The 13706-nt window shown below is 65.4% G+C and carries 15 protein-coding genes; 7 read left to right on the top strand and 8 right to left on the bottom strand.

Annotation, left to right across the window (positions count from 1 at the left end; genetic code table 11):
• The first annotated feature begins 82 nt into the window (after positions 1 to 82).
• Together ACQY4V_RS08055 and ACQY4V_RS08050 are read left to right on the top strand one after the other, a co-directional pair.
• A complete protein-coding gene (locus ACQY4V_RS08055; RefSeq protein WP_428517189.1) occupies positions 83 to 352 on the top strand; it encodes an usg protein in 270 nt (89 codons plus the stop codon).
• Between the two features lie 168 nt (positions 353 to 520).
• Complete coding sequence (locus ACQY4V_RS08050) at positions 521 to 973, top strand: BrnA antitoxin family protein (RefSeq protein ID WP_428516392.1); 453 nt, start codon at positions 521 to 523, stop codon at positions 971 to 973.
• Positions 974 to 994: 21 nt separating this feature from the next.
• On the opposite strand, the gene ACQY4V_RS08045 is transcribed toward ACQY4V_RS08050, so the two are convergent.
• The 3 genes from ACQY4V_RS08045 to hemB form a co-directional block, all read right to left on the bottom strand.
• Positions 995 to 1450 (bottom strand): hypothetical protein, encoded by a 456-nt coding sequence (locus ACQY4V_RS08045; RefSeq protein WP_428516390.1) that lies wholly within the window; start codon positions 1448 to 1450, stop codon positions 995 to 997.
• Between the two features lie 96 nt (positions 1451 to 1546).
• The gene (locus ACQY4V_RS08040) at positions 1547 to 2107 is read right to left on the bottom strand and encodes a YSC84-related protein (protein ID WP_152492522.1); all 561 of its coding nucleotides are present in this window, start codon (positions 2105 to 2107) and stop codon (positions 1547 to 1549) included.
• A 137-nt stretch (positions 2108 to 2244) separates the two neighbouring features.
• Positions 2245 to 3243 (bottom strand): porphobilinogen synthase, encoded by a 999-nt coding sequence (gene hemB, locus ACQY4V_RS08035; RefSeq protein WP_428516388.1) that lies wholly within the window; start codon positions 3241 to 3243, stop codon positions 2245 to 2247.
• A gap of 140 nt (positions 3244 to 3383) precedes the next feature.
• Here hemB and ACQY4V_RS08030 point away from each other — a divergent pair, with 140 nt between their 5' ends.
• Complete coding sequence (locus tag ACQY4V_RS08030; RefSeq protein WP_428516386.1) at positions 3384 to 3911, top strand: component of SufBCD complex; 528 nt, start codon at positions 3384 to 3386, stop codon at positions 3909 to 3911.
• 10 nt (positions 3912 to 3921) lie between these two features.
• Positions 3922 to 7368 (top strand): transcription-repair coupling factor, encoded by a 3447-nt coding sequence (gene mfd, locus ACQY4V_RS08025; protein WP_428516384.1) that lies wholly within the window; start codon positions 3922 to 3924, stop codon positions 7366 to 7368.
• Between the two features lie 12 nt (positions 7369 to 7380).
• Here mfd and ACQY4V_RS08020 read toward each other — a convergent pair whose 3' ends face one another.
• The 5 genes from ACQY4V_RS08020 to ACQY4V_RS08000 form a co-directional block, all read right to left on the bottom strand.
• Positions 7381 to 8007: a C39 family peptidase gene (locus ACQY4V_RS08020; RefSeq protein ID WP_428516382.1), complete on the bottom strand. Its 627-nt coding sequence runs from the start codon at positions 8005 to 8007 to the stop codon at positions 7381 to 7383.
• Positions 8008 to 8079: 72 nt separating this feature from the next.
• On the bottom strand, positions 8080 to 9255 hold the full coding sequence (locus ACQY4V_RS08015) for a DUF2254 domain-containing protein (RefSeq protein WP_428516380.1): 1176 nt from the start codon (positions 9253 to 9255) through the stop codon (positions 8080 to 8082).
• A 214-nt stretch (positions 9256 to 9469) separates the two neighbouring features.
• A complete protein-coding gene (locus ACQY4V_RS08010; RefSeq protein ID WP_428516378.1) occupies positions 9470 to 10444 on the bottom strand; it encodes a quinone oxidoreductase family protein in 975 nt (324 codons plus the stop codon).
• 114 nt (positions 10445 to 10558) lie between these two features.
• Entirely contained in the window at positions 10559 to 10822 is a 264-nt protein-coding gene (locus ACQY4V_RS08005) for a hypothetical protein (RefSeq protein WP_428516376.1), read from the bottom strand.
• A gap of 6 nt (positions 10823 to 10828) precedes the next feature.
• Positions 10829 to 11482: an alpha/beta hydrolase gene (locus tag ACQY4V_RS08000; RefSeq protein ID WP_057789434.1), complete on the bottom strand. Its 654-nt coding sequence runs from the start codon at positions 11480 to 11482 to the stop codon at positions 10829 to 10831.
• Positions 11483 to 11663: 181 nt separating this feature from the next.
• Between ACQY4V_RS08000 and ACQY4V_RS07995 the strand changes: the two genes are divergently transcribed.
• The 3 genes from ACQY4V_RS07995 (at position 11664) to ACQY4V_RS07985 (ending at position 13706) form a co-directional block, all read left to right on the top strand.
• Positions 11664 to 12125 carry an Rrf2 family transcriptional regulator gene (locus ACQY4V_RS07995; RefSeq protein WP_428516374.1) on the top strand — a complete coding sequence of 154 codons (462 nt, stop codon included), beginning with the start codon at positions 11664 to 11666 and terminating at the stop codon, positions 12123 to 12125.
• Between the two features lie 127 nt (positions 12126 to 12252).
• Positions 12253 to 12684: a hypothetical protein gene (locus tag ACQY4V_RS07990; protein WP_428516373.1), complete on the top strand. Its 432-nt coding sequence runs from the start codon at positions 12253 to 12255 to the stop codon at positions 12682 to 12684.
• Positions 12681 to 13706, top strand: coding sequence for a cysteine desulfurase family protein (locus ACQY4V_RS07985; protein ID WP_428516371.1), 1026 nt, complete (start codon positions 12681 to 12683; stop codon positions 13704 to 13706). Before ACQY4V_RS07990 ends, ACQY4V_RS07985 begins: the two co-directional genes overlap by 4 nt.

The following is a 13706-nucleotide window of genomic DNA, read 5'->3' as shown; positions in this document are numbered from 1 at the left end:
TACTGTTTTTATTGAAAACTAATAATTTCGTGGCACACTGAAAGACATAACAATCAAGAGTGGTGCCAACATGGGAACGGAAATGGAGCTTTCGGAAACCGAACTGATGCTGAAAGGCTATGGCCTGACGACGGCGGAATTTTATTACCACATGCCGGATTATGCGCATGTTATCAATACCTTCGTCTGGCAGGACTATGATCTAGCCCCGGACCATCCCAAGCTGTTCAAGTTCATCGAGTTCTGGCAGGACGAGATCGACGGACCGCTGCATTCGGTGCAGTTCATCCACCGCAAGATGATCAGCCCCGGCGAATGGCGGCAGGTGACCGGCGAGTTTTACATGAACTGAGCGCGGTCGGTTAACCGATCGGCGCAACGGGCCGAAATCGCGGGGGTGACAGGCGTGCACCCCGCGTACACCCCCCGTGCACCGTGCGGTGCCGCCAGGCGGCGTTAACTTCTCGGCGGCAGGATGCCGGGCATTCCCCCCGTGTCCTCCCGCTGAAAGGAGCCCCTGATGCGCCGCACACCGCCTCCGCAGAACACCCGAGCCGCGTTGATGGACGAACTGCGAGAACTGCAGGAATCGCTGACCGAGCACTGGCTGGACCGATCCCTGCCCGAGGAGTGGCAGGGTCTGGAAAGCCGCGAACCGATCGCGCGCCCGAAGACGCGGGTCACCATCCGGTTGGACAGTGACATGGTGAAATGGTTCCGACGCCTTGGCCCCGGCTATGGCGCGCGCATCAACCGGGTGCTGCGGCTGTACTGGCTGGCCCTGATCGAGGGACGTGTCTATGCGCATTGGGACGAGAACGGCGCGGGGCCGCAATTTGCCGAATACCTGAACCGGCAGATGGAGATGCTGAAAGAGCAGCGCGCCCGGCGGCGGAATGGGGGCGCGACGGATGAGGGCGACGACACCCCGCTGTCGGGGATCACGATAGATTTCGGCGATGGCGCGGAGTGAGGCGCGCCGCCCGCACCCCGGTCAGTAGGTCGGGCAGTTCGCGGGCGGCGGGGGAATGTCGGGCAGGGTGCAGCCGCAATGGGATTTCATCAGGGTGAAGCGTTTGCTGCGCAGGCCCATCCGCTGAAGCTGGCGATGCACCTGGCCCAGCCGGGGGCGCGCGCCGGTCGAGACTTCGCGATCCATCACCATGCGGCCTTCGAAATGGGTCTCGCTTGCCGTCTCGTCCGCCCCTTCCGGCAGGTGCCCGAGGGCCACGGCCTGCCGCTTGGTGCAATCGACCAGAACATAGGTGGGCCGGTATCCCGCGGCGTCGGGATCAAGCTGCGAGAAGAGGACGGTGCTGCCGCTGGCGTGTTCGAGCGTGGCACGCTGGCCGTTCGGGACCTCGCAGACCGGCGGCGGCAGGGCGCAGGCGGCGGCATGGGCCGCGGTGCAGAGGGTGACAAGGGCGGCAAGTGCTGCGGTACGGGACATGGGGCAACCTCTTTCGTGACAAAGGGCGCGCGAGGTGTTCACGCGCCCTTCATGGGTCGGTCGCCGTCCCGGCGCGGTTCAATCCCGGCGACGCCGTCAGGGAATGATGCGGGTGTACTTGATGCCTTCCAGCGATGCGCCGATCAGCGCACCGGCCTGTCCGAAGATCACCGCAAGCACCGGCGAGCTGGCGGTGGTGGTGTCGGCGCGCAGGTTCTCGCCCTGGTCCGAGAACACGTATTCAATATCGGCGCCCGCGACCCAGCCGGAGGCGCGGCGGAAGTTGGCCAGCGAATCCTCGGTCATGAAGAACAGGACATGGGCGAATTGCTGTGCCCCGATCTGGAGCCCGACACTGCCCTTGGTGGCGGAATAGTAATCGACGCTGACGCCGCCGACGCGCAGGGCGCCCCGGCCATAGCCGCCGCCGACGATGAAGCCGCCCTCGGTGATCAGCGGCATCACCAGCTGGCCCACCGACTTGTTCGAGATGTCGCGCGTCTGGGGATAGCGTTGGTAGAGGTAATTGAGCGTCGAGTTGACGCGGGCGTCGATCTTTTGCGAGCCGACGCTGCCGACCCCGTTGCCGCAAGCGGCCAGAAGGGGGGACGCGGCCAATGCGCCGAGCGTGAAGCTTCGCCGGGAAAGGTTTTTCATGATACTGCCTGTTCGTTGCCTGATCGTTGGCCGGTCTTTTGAAAATTGCCGGTCTGGGGCTGAGTATAGGGGCTATCGCCAGCGGTGTCACCACAGATTGTGGTGCCCTTGGGCATAAGCGAGAACCCGCGCTTGTGTCAGCCGTTCAGCATCCGTGCCACGGCGGGGGCGAAATAGGTGAGAATCCCGTCGCACCCGGCGCGTTTGAAGGCCATCAGGCTTTCGACCATGGCGCGGTCGTGGTCGATCCAGCCGTTCTGCGCGGCGGCCTGGATCATCGCGTATTCGCCCGACACCTGGTAGGCATAGGTGGGCGCGCCGAATTCGTCCTTCACCCGGCGGCAGATATCCAGATAGGGCATTCCGGGCTTGACCATCACCATGTCGGCGCCTTCGGTCAGGTCGCGGGCGACGCAGCGCAGCGCCTCGTCGGAATTGGCCGGGTCCATCTGGTAGGTCTTCTTGTCGCCCTTGAGCGCGCCCGAAGCCCCCACCGCGTCGCGGAAGGGGCCGTAGAACGCGCTGGCGTACTTGGCCGCGTAGCTGAGCAGCAGGGTGTTCTTGTGACCTTCGGATTCCAGCGCCGCGCGCAGGGCGCCGATGCGGCCGTCCATCATGTCCGAGGGGCCGATGATGTCGACGCCCGCCGCGGCCTGGCTGAGGGCCTGTTTCACGAGCGCCTCGATGGTTTCGTCGTTGAGGATCTCGCCGTCCACGACAAAGCCGTCATGGCCGGTGTCGGAATAGGGGTCGAGCGCCACGTCGGTCATGATGGCGATGTCGGGGACAGCGTCCTTGATCGCGCGGGTGGCGCGGTTCGACAGGTTGTCGGGGTTCCACGCCTCGGCGCAGTCCGAGGTGCGGTTCTCGGCCGAGGTATAGGGAAAGAGGCAGATCGCGGGAATGCCAAGGCCGTGCGCCTCGCGGGCGGCCTCGACCACGCGGTCGACGCTGCGGCGCAGGACGCCGGGCATGGAGGGTACCGGCTCTTCCACGCCGTCGCCGTCGCGCACGAAGACCGGCCAGATCAGGTCGGCCGGGGTCAGCGTGTTCTGCGCCACCAGCGCGCGGATCGCCGGGGTGGCGCGGGTGCGCCGCAGGCGCGTGACGGGAAAGGGCCCTTGGGTGGGACGCATGGTTGCCATCCTTTTTCTTCAGCGCCTTCTGAGTGGCATGGAAATTCCGCCATCTCAAGGGTAGGAATTGGCGCAGAGCGGCGCTAAGAGGAGCCCGGACAGAGCGCGGCACAGCGCAACGACGCAACGAGGCACCGGCATTGGACCTGATCGAGACGATTTTCGAGCTGATCGACATGCGCAGCTTCAGCAACCTGTGGTTCTGGATCCTGCTGGCCGTGCTGTGGTCGTCGACCAGCCACTGGGTGCTGGGCGTGCCGTGGGACATGGTGCAGCGGGCCAAGGCCGGCGACGAGCAGGGCTTCGCGGACCTGCACGACATGGTGCGCATCAACTGCAACCGCATCCTTTACATCGCGCGTGAAACCGGGCTGCTGATGGCCGGGTTCATCTGTTTCGTCCTGACCTCGCTGGTGCTGCTGGGCTTCGTCTATGGCAACGAGTTCAGCCAGGCGCTGTTCCTGCTGGGGTTTCCGATGACGCTGGTGGCGCTGATGGCCATCTTCACGGCGCAACGCATCACCCGGGACGAACTGGTGGGCGCGGCGCTTTACAAGCGGATGCACTATCACCGCATCGCCACGCAGCTGGTGGGCATCCTGTCGATCCTGGTGACCGCGATGTGGGGTATGCTGGTCAACATGTCGACCGGCGTGCTGGGCGGGTGAGGGGCCGAGCATGGCAGGCAGCACCCGTATCGCCGTTGGTGGCGCGCCCGAAGGCTTCGACGCGAAGCTGATCCTCGACGAGGCCGCCCGCGCGGAGGGTCCCGTGATCCATGTCGCGCGCGACGACAAGCGGATGGCGGCGATGGAGGAAGCGCTGCGCTTTTTCGCGCCCGAGATGCCGGTGATCCGCTTTCCCGGCTGGGATTGCCTGCCTTATGACCGGGTGTCGCCCAATGCCGACATCTCGGCCACGCGTATGGCCACGCTGGCCGGGCTGGTGCATGGCGGACCGTCGCGGTTCATCCTGCTGACGACCCTCAATGCCGCCACCCAGAGCGTGCCCGCGCGCGAGGTGCTGCGCGAGGCGGCGTTCTCGGCGCAGGTCGATTACCAGATCGACGAGGAGGCGCTGAAATCCTTCCTCGTGCGGATGGGGTTCACCCAGGCGCCCACGGTGATGGAGCCGGGCGATTATGCCGTGCGCGGCGGCATCATCGACATCTATCCGCCGGGCGAGAGCGGCCCGGTGCGGCTGGACCTCTTTGGCGATGTGCTGGACGGCGTGCGGCGGTTCGATCCGGCGACACAGCGCACCACGGAAAAGCTGGACCGGATCGAGCTGGCGCCGGTCAGCGAGGTCATTCTGGACGAGGCCGCGATCACGCGGTTCCGGCAGAACTACCGGATCGAGTTCGGCGCGGCGGGCAGTGACGACCCGCTGTACGAAGCGGTCAGCGCCGGGCGCAAGCAGGCCGGGATGGAACATTGGCTGCCGCTGTTTCACGAGCGGCTGGAGACGCTTTTCGACTATATCCCCGGCGCGCCGGTCAGCCTGGATGACCAGGTCGAGGCGGCGCGCGAGGCGCGGTGGGCGTCCATCGCCGATCAGTATGACGCCCGCAAGCACGCCATGACCCAGAAGGGCCGCGAGGACAGCGTCTACAAGCCCATCGCGCCCGATCTGCTGTATCTGGACGACGACGCCTGGAGCGCCGCCCTGGGGGACCGCCGCGTGCTGGCCCTGTCGCCGCTACCGCAGGCGCCGGGGCCGGGGGTGATCGACGCGGGCGGGCGCATCGGGCGCAACTTCGCGCCCGAGCGGCAGCAGGAAAAGATAAACCTTTTCAGTGTCCTGAAAGAGCATATTGATTCGCGCATGGCCGAGGGGGCGGTGCTGGTCGCGTCCTATTCCGAGGGCGCGCGGGAGCGGCTGGAAGGGCTGTTGGAAGACGAGGGCCTGTTGGGCGCGGTCACGGTGAAGAACGCCGGGGCCATTGGCAAGCGTGGCCTGCATCTGGCGGTCTGGGGGCTGGAGCACGGGTTTACCGCACCCGGCATGACGGTGATCGCCGAGCAGGATATCCTGGGCGACCGGCTGATCCGGTCCCCCAAGAAACGCCGGCGGGCCGAGAACTTCCTGACCGAGGCACAGAGCCTGTCGCCCGGCGACCTGGTGGTGCATGTCGACCATGGCATCGGGCGCTACAAGGGGCTGGAAGTGGTCACGGCGGCGGGGGCGGCGCATGAATGCCTGCTGCTGGAATATGCTGAACAGTCAAAGCTTTACCTGCCGGTTGAAAACATCGAACTGCTGAGCCGCTATGGTCACGAAGAGGGCCTGCTGGACCGTCTGGGTGGCGGCGCCTGGCAGGCCAAGAAGGCCAAGCTGAAGGAGCGCATCCGCGAGATGGCCGACCGCCTGATCCGGATCGCCGCCGAGCGCGCCCTGCGCAAGGCTCCGGTGCTGGAGCCCGAGCACCACGCGTGGGAGGCGTTTTCGGCCCGGTTCCCGTATCAGGAGACGGACGACCAGCTGCGCGCCATCGAGGACGTGGTGGCCGACCTCGACAGCGGCACGCCGATGGACCGGCTGATTTGCGGCGACGTCGGTTTCGGCAAGACCGAGGTGGCGATGCGCGCGGCCTTCATCGCCGCCATGTCGGGGATGCAGGTGGCGGTGATCGCGCCGACGACCCTGCTGGCGCGGCAGCACTACCAGAGCTTTGCCGAGAGGTTTCGCGGCTTTCCGGTAACGGTGGCGCCCTTGTCGCGCTTCGTGTCCTCAAGCCAGGCCACCAGGACTCGCGCGGGGCTGGCCGATGGCACGGTGGATATCGTGGTGGGCACGCACGCATTGCTGGCCAAGAACATCCGGTTCAAGAACCTTGGTCTGCTGGTGATCGACGAGGAGCAGCGGTTCGGCGTGACCCACAAGGAGCGGCTGAAATCCCTGCGCTCGGAGGTGCATGTTCTGACCCTGACGGCGACGCCGATCCCGCGAACTTTGCAATTGAGCCTTTCGGGCGTGCGGGACCTGAGCATCATCGGCACGCCGCCCATCGACCGGCTGTCGATCCGCACCTATGTCAGCGAGTTCGACACGGTGACGATCCGCGAGGCGCTGTTGCGCGAGCATTACCGGGGCGGGCAGAGTTTCTACGTGGTGCCGCGCATCAGCGACATCCCCGAGATCGAGGCGTTTCTGCGCGATCAAGTTCCCGAGGTCAGCTTTGTCGTGGCGCATGGGCAGATGGCGGCCAAGGAGCTGGATGAGCGCATGAACGCGTTCTACGACGGCAAGTACGACGTGCTGCTGGCCACCACGATTGTCGAGTCGGGGCTGGATATTCCGACGGCCAACACGATGGTGGTGCACCGCGCCGACATGTTCGGGCTGTCGCAGCTTTACCAGATCCGCGGGCGCGTGGGCCGGGCCAAGACGCGGGCCTATGCCTACCTGACGACGAAGCCCCGGATGCGCCTGACGCCCGCCGCGGAAAAGCGGTTGCGGGTGCTTGGCAGCCTGGATCAGCTGGGCGCGGGGTTCACGCTGGCCAGCCAGGACCTCGACATTCGCGGGGCGGGGAACTTGCTGGGCGAGGAACAGTCGGGGCAGATGCGCGACGTGGGGTACGAACTGTACCAGTCGATGCTGGAAGAGGCGATTGCCAAGATCAAGTCGGGGCAGCTGGAGGGGCTGAGCGAGGCAGACGAGCAATGGGCGCCGCAGATCAACCTGGGCGTGCCGGTGCTGATCCCCGAGGAGTATGTGCCCGACCTAGACGTGCGCTTGGGATTGTACCGCCGTCTCAGTGGTTTGGCGACCAAAGTTGAACTGGAAGGTTTCGCCGCCGAGCTGATCGACCGCTTCGGCAAGCTGCCCCGCGAGGTCAACACGCTGATGCTGGTGGTGCGGATCAAGGCGATGTGCAAGCGCGCCGGGATCGCCAAGCTGGATGGCGGGCCGAGGGGCGCGACGATCCAGTTTCACAACGACAAGTTTTCCAACCCGCAGGGGCTGGTCGATTTCATCAAGGACCAGAAGGGGCTGGCCAAGGTCAAGGACAACAAGATCGTGGTCAAGCGCAGCTGGAAATCCGACGCCGACAAGATCAAGGGCGCCTTCGCTATCGCCCGCGACCTGGCCGAGAAGGTGAAGGAAGGCAAGAAGGGGTAGCGGCGCGCGGTCTTACGTGAAGTTGACCGTCGCCAGAAAGCGCCCGGCGTTGAATTGCTGCAACGACATCTGGTACTTGTTCTGGGACCAGGGCCAGGGGTCGCGGACCGTCAGGCCCACCAGCTGTCGCTGACCGGCGTAGTTTTCAAGGTAATCCATCGCCGTGATGCAGATGGCGTGGCCCAGGGTGCCCGCGATCACCACCCGGTTCGCCTCGAGCTCGTCGCGGACAACGCGCATCGGGTCGTTGGTGTTCTGGATGTTGTGATCGTAATCCAGGATGACGCCGAGGTTGACGGACACGGACTGGCCGTACTTGTCGGTCCATTGCCCCGACACCGCCTGGGCGATCTGTTGGCCGGTGGCGGGAAGGCAGACATTCGCGTTGCCGAAGACGCGTTCGACGAATGTGGTCTGGTCTATGTCGATTCCCTGCACGCGGAACGCAAGTTCGGCACAGGCGGCCCAGCACCATTGCTGGCATTGCTGCTGAATGGACGGCACGTTCAGCAGGCCGACCGTGCATTGACGATGTCCGAAATCGTTGAACGAAGAGCAGGCGATGTCCGCCGCGGCGGGCGTGGCGAATGCTGTGGCTGCGGCGCCGGCGAGAAAGCTGCGTCTTGAAAATGGTTGCATGAAAGTGTTCCCCAACTGATGGCGAAAACTCTACCACCATCAGGGACCCAATCAATTGGCGTGTTGTGGCGCTCAGGCCGACCGTTTCAGCTCCGCCACCAGCTTGTGGTAATGCGCCTTGGTCAGCTCGTCGGTGTCGGTATAGGGCTTCGAGGCCAGAAAGCTGCGCTCGAACAGGGTGTCGTAGGTCAGGCGGGGCCCCAGCGCGTGCTTGCCGGCGCCGTCCTCGCCCAGCCCCTCGCCGTGGTGCCGCGCCACCGACAGGGCGTTCTGCATCCAGTTGAGGCAGTTGATCGCGGTGAACGGATCGTTGACGCCGGGCGAGAGCGCGCGGGCCAGCACCTCGACCAGTTCGTCGACCAGGAAGAGCACGTTCTGGTGTTCCGTCTTGCTGGTGCCGAGTGCGTAGCAGTCGCGCAGCTCGGCGATATCGTCGTCCGACAGCGCCTCGTGTGACCAGACCGACATCACGGGCGTGAAGGAGCTGACGAAATCGCCCGGCTGCTGTTCGATCCGCAGGAGCCAGTCGTCGCGGTCGGTCAGCTTTTCCACCTGCTGGTAGTTCAGCGTGCGGATGTAGCCGGCGGCGTTCAGGGTGATCCGGTGGTCCGGGTCGCGGTCGGGATAGGTGACCTCGCGGCGCTTGTCGCGGGCGTCCTCGGCGTCGATGATGGCCTTGATCTCGGACTCCAGCCGCTGGCCCAGGCCGGCGGTGATGTTGCCCACGTTGATCGTCTCGGGCACGTGGTGGACGAAATAGATCATGGTGAAGACCGCGATGATGCAGCCCAGCATGGCCAGCAGCATGGAATATTGCGGCACGAAGGCCTCGACCTCGGCCGTCTCGGAGGGGTCCTGCACGGCGCGCAGGATCAGCAGGGCATAGACGAAGGTGGCGATCAGGATTCCGAGGCTGATCTGGTTGCCCCGGTTGCGCATGAAATTCCCGATCAGGCGCGGGCCGTAATTGCCGGCGGCGAAGGAGACCGCGACGATGGTCATGGAAAACATCACGCCGGTGACACCGATCACCGACGTGGCGATGGTCGAGAGCGTGCTGCGCGCGCCCTCGACCTGGGTATCGATCAGGGTTTCGGGGAATTGAAACGGAAGAATCTCGGCATTGTGGTCGAGCCATTCCGACCCGTAGGCCAGAACGATCGCGAACAACACCATGTTGGCCGGAATGAACCAGTAGCTGGCGCGTATGTCCTGCGCCAGTTTGAGCAAAAGCGCCCGTTTGTTCATTCAGTTCTTCCCTGGAGGCTGGACCCCGGGGCCTTGTTCACCCGATGCCGATGAAGGAAAGAATGGCAACGACGATGACGATAAGGCCGACGATATAGATGATGTTGTTCATGGGTCTTCTTCTCCGATTTGCCGGGCGGGCACAATTGGCGTGCCCGCTTTGGCGTGCAGTCGCTCAACTGCACCACGCCGAAGAAAGTTCCCGCGATCGTGATCAAAGCGTGAGGATGGTCGAGCCGGTGGTTTCGCGCGCCTCGAGCGCGCGATGCGCCTCGGCGATATCCTCCAGTTTCCAGGTCTGGCCGATATTCACCTTCACGTCGCCGGACTGCACCTTCGAGAAGAGGTGCTTGGCCATTTCCTGGCAGCGTTCGTGGTCCGCAAGAAACGTGAACAGCGTCGTGCGCGTGAGCTTCAGCGAACCTTTTTGCGCCAGGGTGAGCAGGCTCACGGGCTCGACCGGGCCGGAGGCGTTGCCGAAGGACATCATCATGCCCAGGGGTTTCAGGCAGTCGAGCGAGCGGTCGAACGTGTCCTTGCCGACCCCGTCCATCACCACGTCGACGCCCTTGTCGTCGGTCAGTTTCTTGACCTCCTCGACGAAATCCTCGGTCCGGTAGTTGATGCAGGCGGAGGCGCCGTTGTCGACCGCCATCTTGCATTTCTCGTCCGTGCCGGCGGTGCCGATCAGCGTGATCCCCTCGGAGCGCGCCCATTGGCAGGCCAGAAGGCCCACGCCACCGGCGGCGGCGTGAAAGAGCACCGTATCGCCCTTTTTCAGGGGCCAGACCCGGTGAAAAAGGTATTCCACCGTCATGCCCTGAAGCATGATCGAAGCGGCGTCCTCGAACGGTATGTCGTCGGGCAGGGGGCAGACCTGTGCGGCGGGCATGACGCGGGCCTCGGAATAGGCGCCGGGCGGGGTGGCGGCATAGGCGGCCTTCTGGCCCGGCTGCAGGTGCGTGACGCCGTCGCCCACCGCCTCGACGATGCCTGACGCTTCCATTCCCAGCGCATGGGGCAGGTCCAGCGGGTAAAGGCCGGTGCGCTGGTAGACGTCGATGAAGTTCAGGCCGCAGGCGACGTGGGCGATGCGCACCTCGCCGGGGCCGGGCGCGCCGACCTCGCGGTCGACCAGCTTGAGGTTTTCCGGACCGCCGAACTCTTCGATGATGATGGTGCGTGCCATGATGGTGTCTCCCTGCTTGGTTGTCGTGCGCGGGGCGAGGGCCCGGCGCCGCACGTGTCTGGACGGGCACCTAGCCCGCTTGGCACGGATCGCCCGTGCGAAATGCAATCGCCGTCAGGTTTCGGGCGCGTCCTTGGCCGCGCCGCCCTCCGTGCCCTGCTTTTCCTGGAACTTCCTGACCCGGTTCAGCAGGTGCGCGCGCGCCGCCATGTTGGCGCGGCGCACCCGCATCGAGGTCAGGAACGCCTCTTCGGCGGATTGCGAGGTGGCGCCGAGGATGCCGACGATTTCCGAGATCACGCCGTCGTCGCCGGAGGCATCGACATACTTGATGACCTTCAGCGCCAGTTCGTCGGCCAGATCCTCGGTCACGCCCATGGGCCGTTACCTCGTGGTCTCGGTGAGGCGGCGTTTGACGTAATCGCTGACGGTGCCGATCATCGTCTCCATGTGCGGCTCTTCAAAGAAGTGCCCCGAGCCCTCGATCTGTTCGTGGGTGATGGTGATGCCCTGCTGTTCGTGCAGCTTGCCCACGAGGGCCTGCGTGTCGGCGGGCGGCGCGACGCGGTCGGCGCTGCCGTTGATGATCAGGCCCGAGGACGGGCAGGGGGCGAGGAACGAGAAGTCGTACATGTTGGCCGGCGGCGAGACCGAGACGAAGCCGGTGATCTCGGGGCGGCGCATCAAGAGCTGCATCCCGATCCACGCGCCGAAGGAAAAGCCCGCGACCCAGCAATGTTTCGAGTTGGCGTTCATCGACTGAAGGTAGTCTAGCGCCGAGGCGGCATCGGAAAGCTCGCCCACGCCCTGGTCGTACTCGCCCTGGCTGCGGCCCACGCCCCGGAAGTTGAAGCGCAGGACGGTGAAGCCCAGCTTGTGGAACGCGTAGTGCAGGTTGTAGACCACCTTGTTGTTCATCGTGCCCCCGAACTGCGGGTGCGGGTGCAGGATGATGGCGATGGGCGCGTCGCGCTCTCGTTGCGGGTGGTAGCGGCCTTCCAGGCGGCCCTCAGGGCCGGGAAAGATGACCTCGGGCATGCGTGTCCCCTTGCATTTCGGGCGCCGGTCAATTCTTGACGGAATTGATCAAGCACCTTAGAACTATTCTAAACAACCGAATGGATTCTGCGGCTTCACGCGAGATAGGGGGTTGATGGGGCAAGGTCAATCATTTCCCCGCCCGCCAAGCCACTGACTCGCCGGGTATTTGGGGGAGACGATGAAACTCAGCACCAAGGGACGCTACGCGATGGTCGCGCTGGTCGATATCGCGTTGCAGCAGAAGGAGGGTCTGGTGACGCTCAGCGACATCTCGGCGCGGCAGAGCATCTCGCTGCCCTACCTGGAGCAGCTCTTCGTCAAGCTGCGCCGCGCCGAGCTGGTGAGTTCGGTGCGCGGGCCGGGCGGGGGCTACAAGCTGGCGCGACCGGCGTCCGAGATCCGGGCGGTGGATATCCTGGCCGCGGTGGACGAGACCATTGACGCGATGCACAAGGGCGCGGGCGCGTCGGGAGCCACGAGCGGTTCGCGGGCGCAGAGCATGACCAACCGCTTGTGGGAGGGTCTTAGCGCGCAGGTCTACGTGTTCCTGCACCAGACGAGGCTGAGCGACGTGGTGGGCAATTCGCTGGCGCCTTGTCCCGCGGTGCCGTCGCTGTTCGCCGTGGTGGACGAGGAATGAGGACGCCTGCGGCGACAGGTCTTGCGCCGCCTGCAGCGTCGCGGCGGGCGGGGGCTCTGCCCCCAACGTCGAAACGCTGTTTCGACGACCCCCGGGATATTTGGGGCCAGAGGAAGGGGTGGGCGTGATGGCGTCCGGGGCTGCCCTTCCTGCCATGGATGCCTTGCGGGCCATGCCGGTGATCCGGACGGTGCAGGGAGGTGTCCAGGCCGGGCCGGTTGCCGCGGCGCGCGACCGGGTGGAGCGCGTGGCGCATGCCCGTATGGCGCGTGGAGAGTTGGGTGTTTTCCTGCACAATGCGGTGCAGCTGGAGCTGAGTGCCTGGCGCGCGCAGCAATCGGTGTTCGGCCGGCTGCGAAATGTCTTCGCGTCCGGCAGGCCGGGATACGTGCAGGTGCCGGGGCGTATCCTGCGGCAGGTCTGCGACCTGCAGGGGATAGAGACCCGGGACGAGATCGAGGACCGGCAGACCTACCTGTTGCGGCTGGACGTGGCAAAGGGGTTCCTGGATGACCTGGACTTCGCCGGAGACGTCGCCGGATCGGAGGGCGCGTCATGATCCGTGAGCGCGTATACCTCGACTACAACGCAACCGCGCCGTTGCGGGCCGAGGCGCGGGAGGCGATGGTTGCGGCGATGGATGTCGTCGGCAACCCGTCCTCGGTGCATGGCGAGGGGCGCAGCGCCAAGGCGCTGGTGGAGCGGGCGCGGGGGCAGGTGGCCGCCGCGGTGGGCTGCAAGCCGCAGGAGGTGGTGTTCACCTCGGGCGCGACCGAGGCGGCACGGGTTCTGGCGGGCTTCGATGGCGTGGAGGTGCAGCCGACCGCGCATGACGCGCTCTGGGCGCATCACGCGCCGAGCGGCGGCGCGCCAATGGTGCGCGCCATGGGGCTGGCCAATTCCGAGACCGGGGTGGTGACGCAGCCCGAGACCGGCGAGAACCTGCTGCTTCTGGATATCACTCAGGCGGTGGGCCGCCTGCCGTTTTCGTTCGCCTGGTCCGGTGCGGACCTGGGCGTGATGTCGGCCCACAAGCTGGGCGGGCCCAAGGGTATCGGCGCGCTGATCGTCCGGCAGGGCGTGGACATTCCGGCGCTCAGCCCTGGCGGCGGGCAGGAGATGGGCCGCCGGTCGGGCACGGAGAACATCATCGGCATCGCGGGCTTCGGCGCCGCGGCCGACGCCGCGCAGCGCGATCTGGAGGATGGCACTTGGGAGCGGGTGAAAAAACTTAGAAGGATTCTAGAAAACGCTATTGAGGAATCCGCCCCAGCGACTATTTTTGTCGGGAAATCCGAAGAAAGGTTGCCGAACACGTCCTGCTTCATCACGCCCGGCTGGAAGGGCGAGACGCAGGTGATGGCGATGGACCTTGCGGGGTTCGCCATATCGGCCGGTTCGGCCTGTTCCAGCGGCAAGGTCAAGGCCAGCCGGGTGCTGGCGGCGATGGGGTTCGACGAAGTGGAGGCGCAGAGCGCCGTCCGGGTCTCGATGGGCCCCGCGACAACGGAAGACGAGGTGCTGGCCTTTGCCCGAGCCTGGGCGAAACAGCATGAAAAGTTCCGCGCCCGCGCGGCGTGA

Origin of the sequence: Roseovarius sp. (assembly GCF_965277045.1) — a bacterium.
Lineage (GTDB): Bacteria > Pseudomonadota > Alphaproteobacteria > Rhodobacterales > Rhodobacteraceae > Roseovarius.
Note: the sequence above shows the minus strand (reverse complement) of the source record. Positions and strands in the feature narration are given on the sequence as shown.

Bases quoted from the DNA above. Each gene is read 5' to 3' on its own strand.
- ACQY4V_RS08055 (WP_428517189.1), top strand. From the start codon at position 83: ATGGAGCTTTCGGAAACCGAACTGATGCTGAAAGGCTATGGCCTGACG.
- hemB (WP_428516388.1), bottom strand. From the start codon at position 3,243: ATGCGTCCCACCCAAGGGCCCTTTCCCGTCACGCGCCTGCGGCGCACC.
- ACQY4V_RS08020 (WP_428516382.1), bottom strand. From the start codon at position 8,007: ATGCAACCATTTTCAAGACGCAGCTTTCTCGCCGGCGCCGCAGCCACA.
- ACQY4V_RS08000 (WP_057789434.1), bottom strand. From the start codon at position 11,482: ATGCCCGAGGTCATCTTTCCCGGCCCTGAGGGCCGCCTGGAAGGCCGC.
- ACQY4V_RS07990 (WP_428516373.1), top strand. From the start codon at position 12,253: ATGGCGTCCGGGGCTGCCCTTCCTGCCATGGATGCCTTGCGGGCCATG.
- ACQY4V_RS07985 (WP_428516371.1), top strand. From the start codon at position 12,681: ATGATCCGTGAGCGCGTATACCTCGACTACAACGCAACCGCGCCGTTG.
- ACQY4V_RS08050 (WP_428516392.1), top strand. From the start codon at position 521: ATGCGCCGCACACCGCCTCCGCAGAACACCCGAGCCGCGTTGATGGAC.
- ACQY4V_RS08040 (WP_152492522.1), bottom strand. From the start codon at position 2,107: ATGAAAAACCTTTCCCGGCGAAGCTTCACGCTCGGCGCATTGGCCGCG.
- ACQY4V_RS08045 (WP_428516390.1), bottom strand. From the start codon at position 1,450: ATGTCCCGTACCGCAGCACTTGCCGCCCTTGTCACCCTCTGCACCGCG.
- ACQY4V_RS07995 (WP_428516374.1), top strand. From the start codon at position 11,664: ATGAAACTCAGCACCAAGGGACGCTACGCGATGGTCGCGCTGGTCGAT.
- ACQY4V_RS08005 (WP_428516376.1), bottom strand. From the start codon at position 10,822: ATGGGCGTGACCGAGGATCTGGCCGACGAACTGGCGCTGAAGGTCATC.
- ACQY4V_RS08010 (WP_428516378.1), bottom strand. From the start codon at position 10,444: ATGGCACGCACCATCATCATCGAAGAGTTCGGCGGTCCGGAAAACCTC.
- mfd (WP_428516384.1), top strand. From the start codon at position 3,922: ATGGCAGGCAGCACCCGTATCGCCGTTGGTGGCGCGCCCGAAGGCTTC.
- ACQY4V_RS08015 (WP_428516380.1), bottom strand. From the start codon at position 9,255: ATGAACAAACGGGCGCTTTTGCTCAAACTGGCGCAGGACATACGCGCC.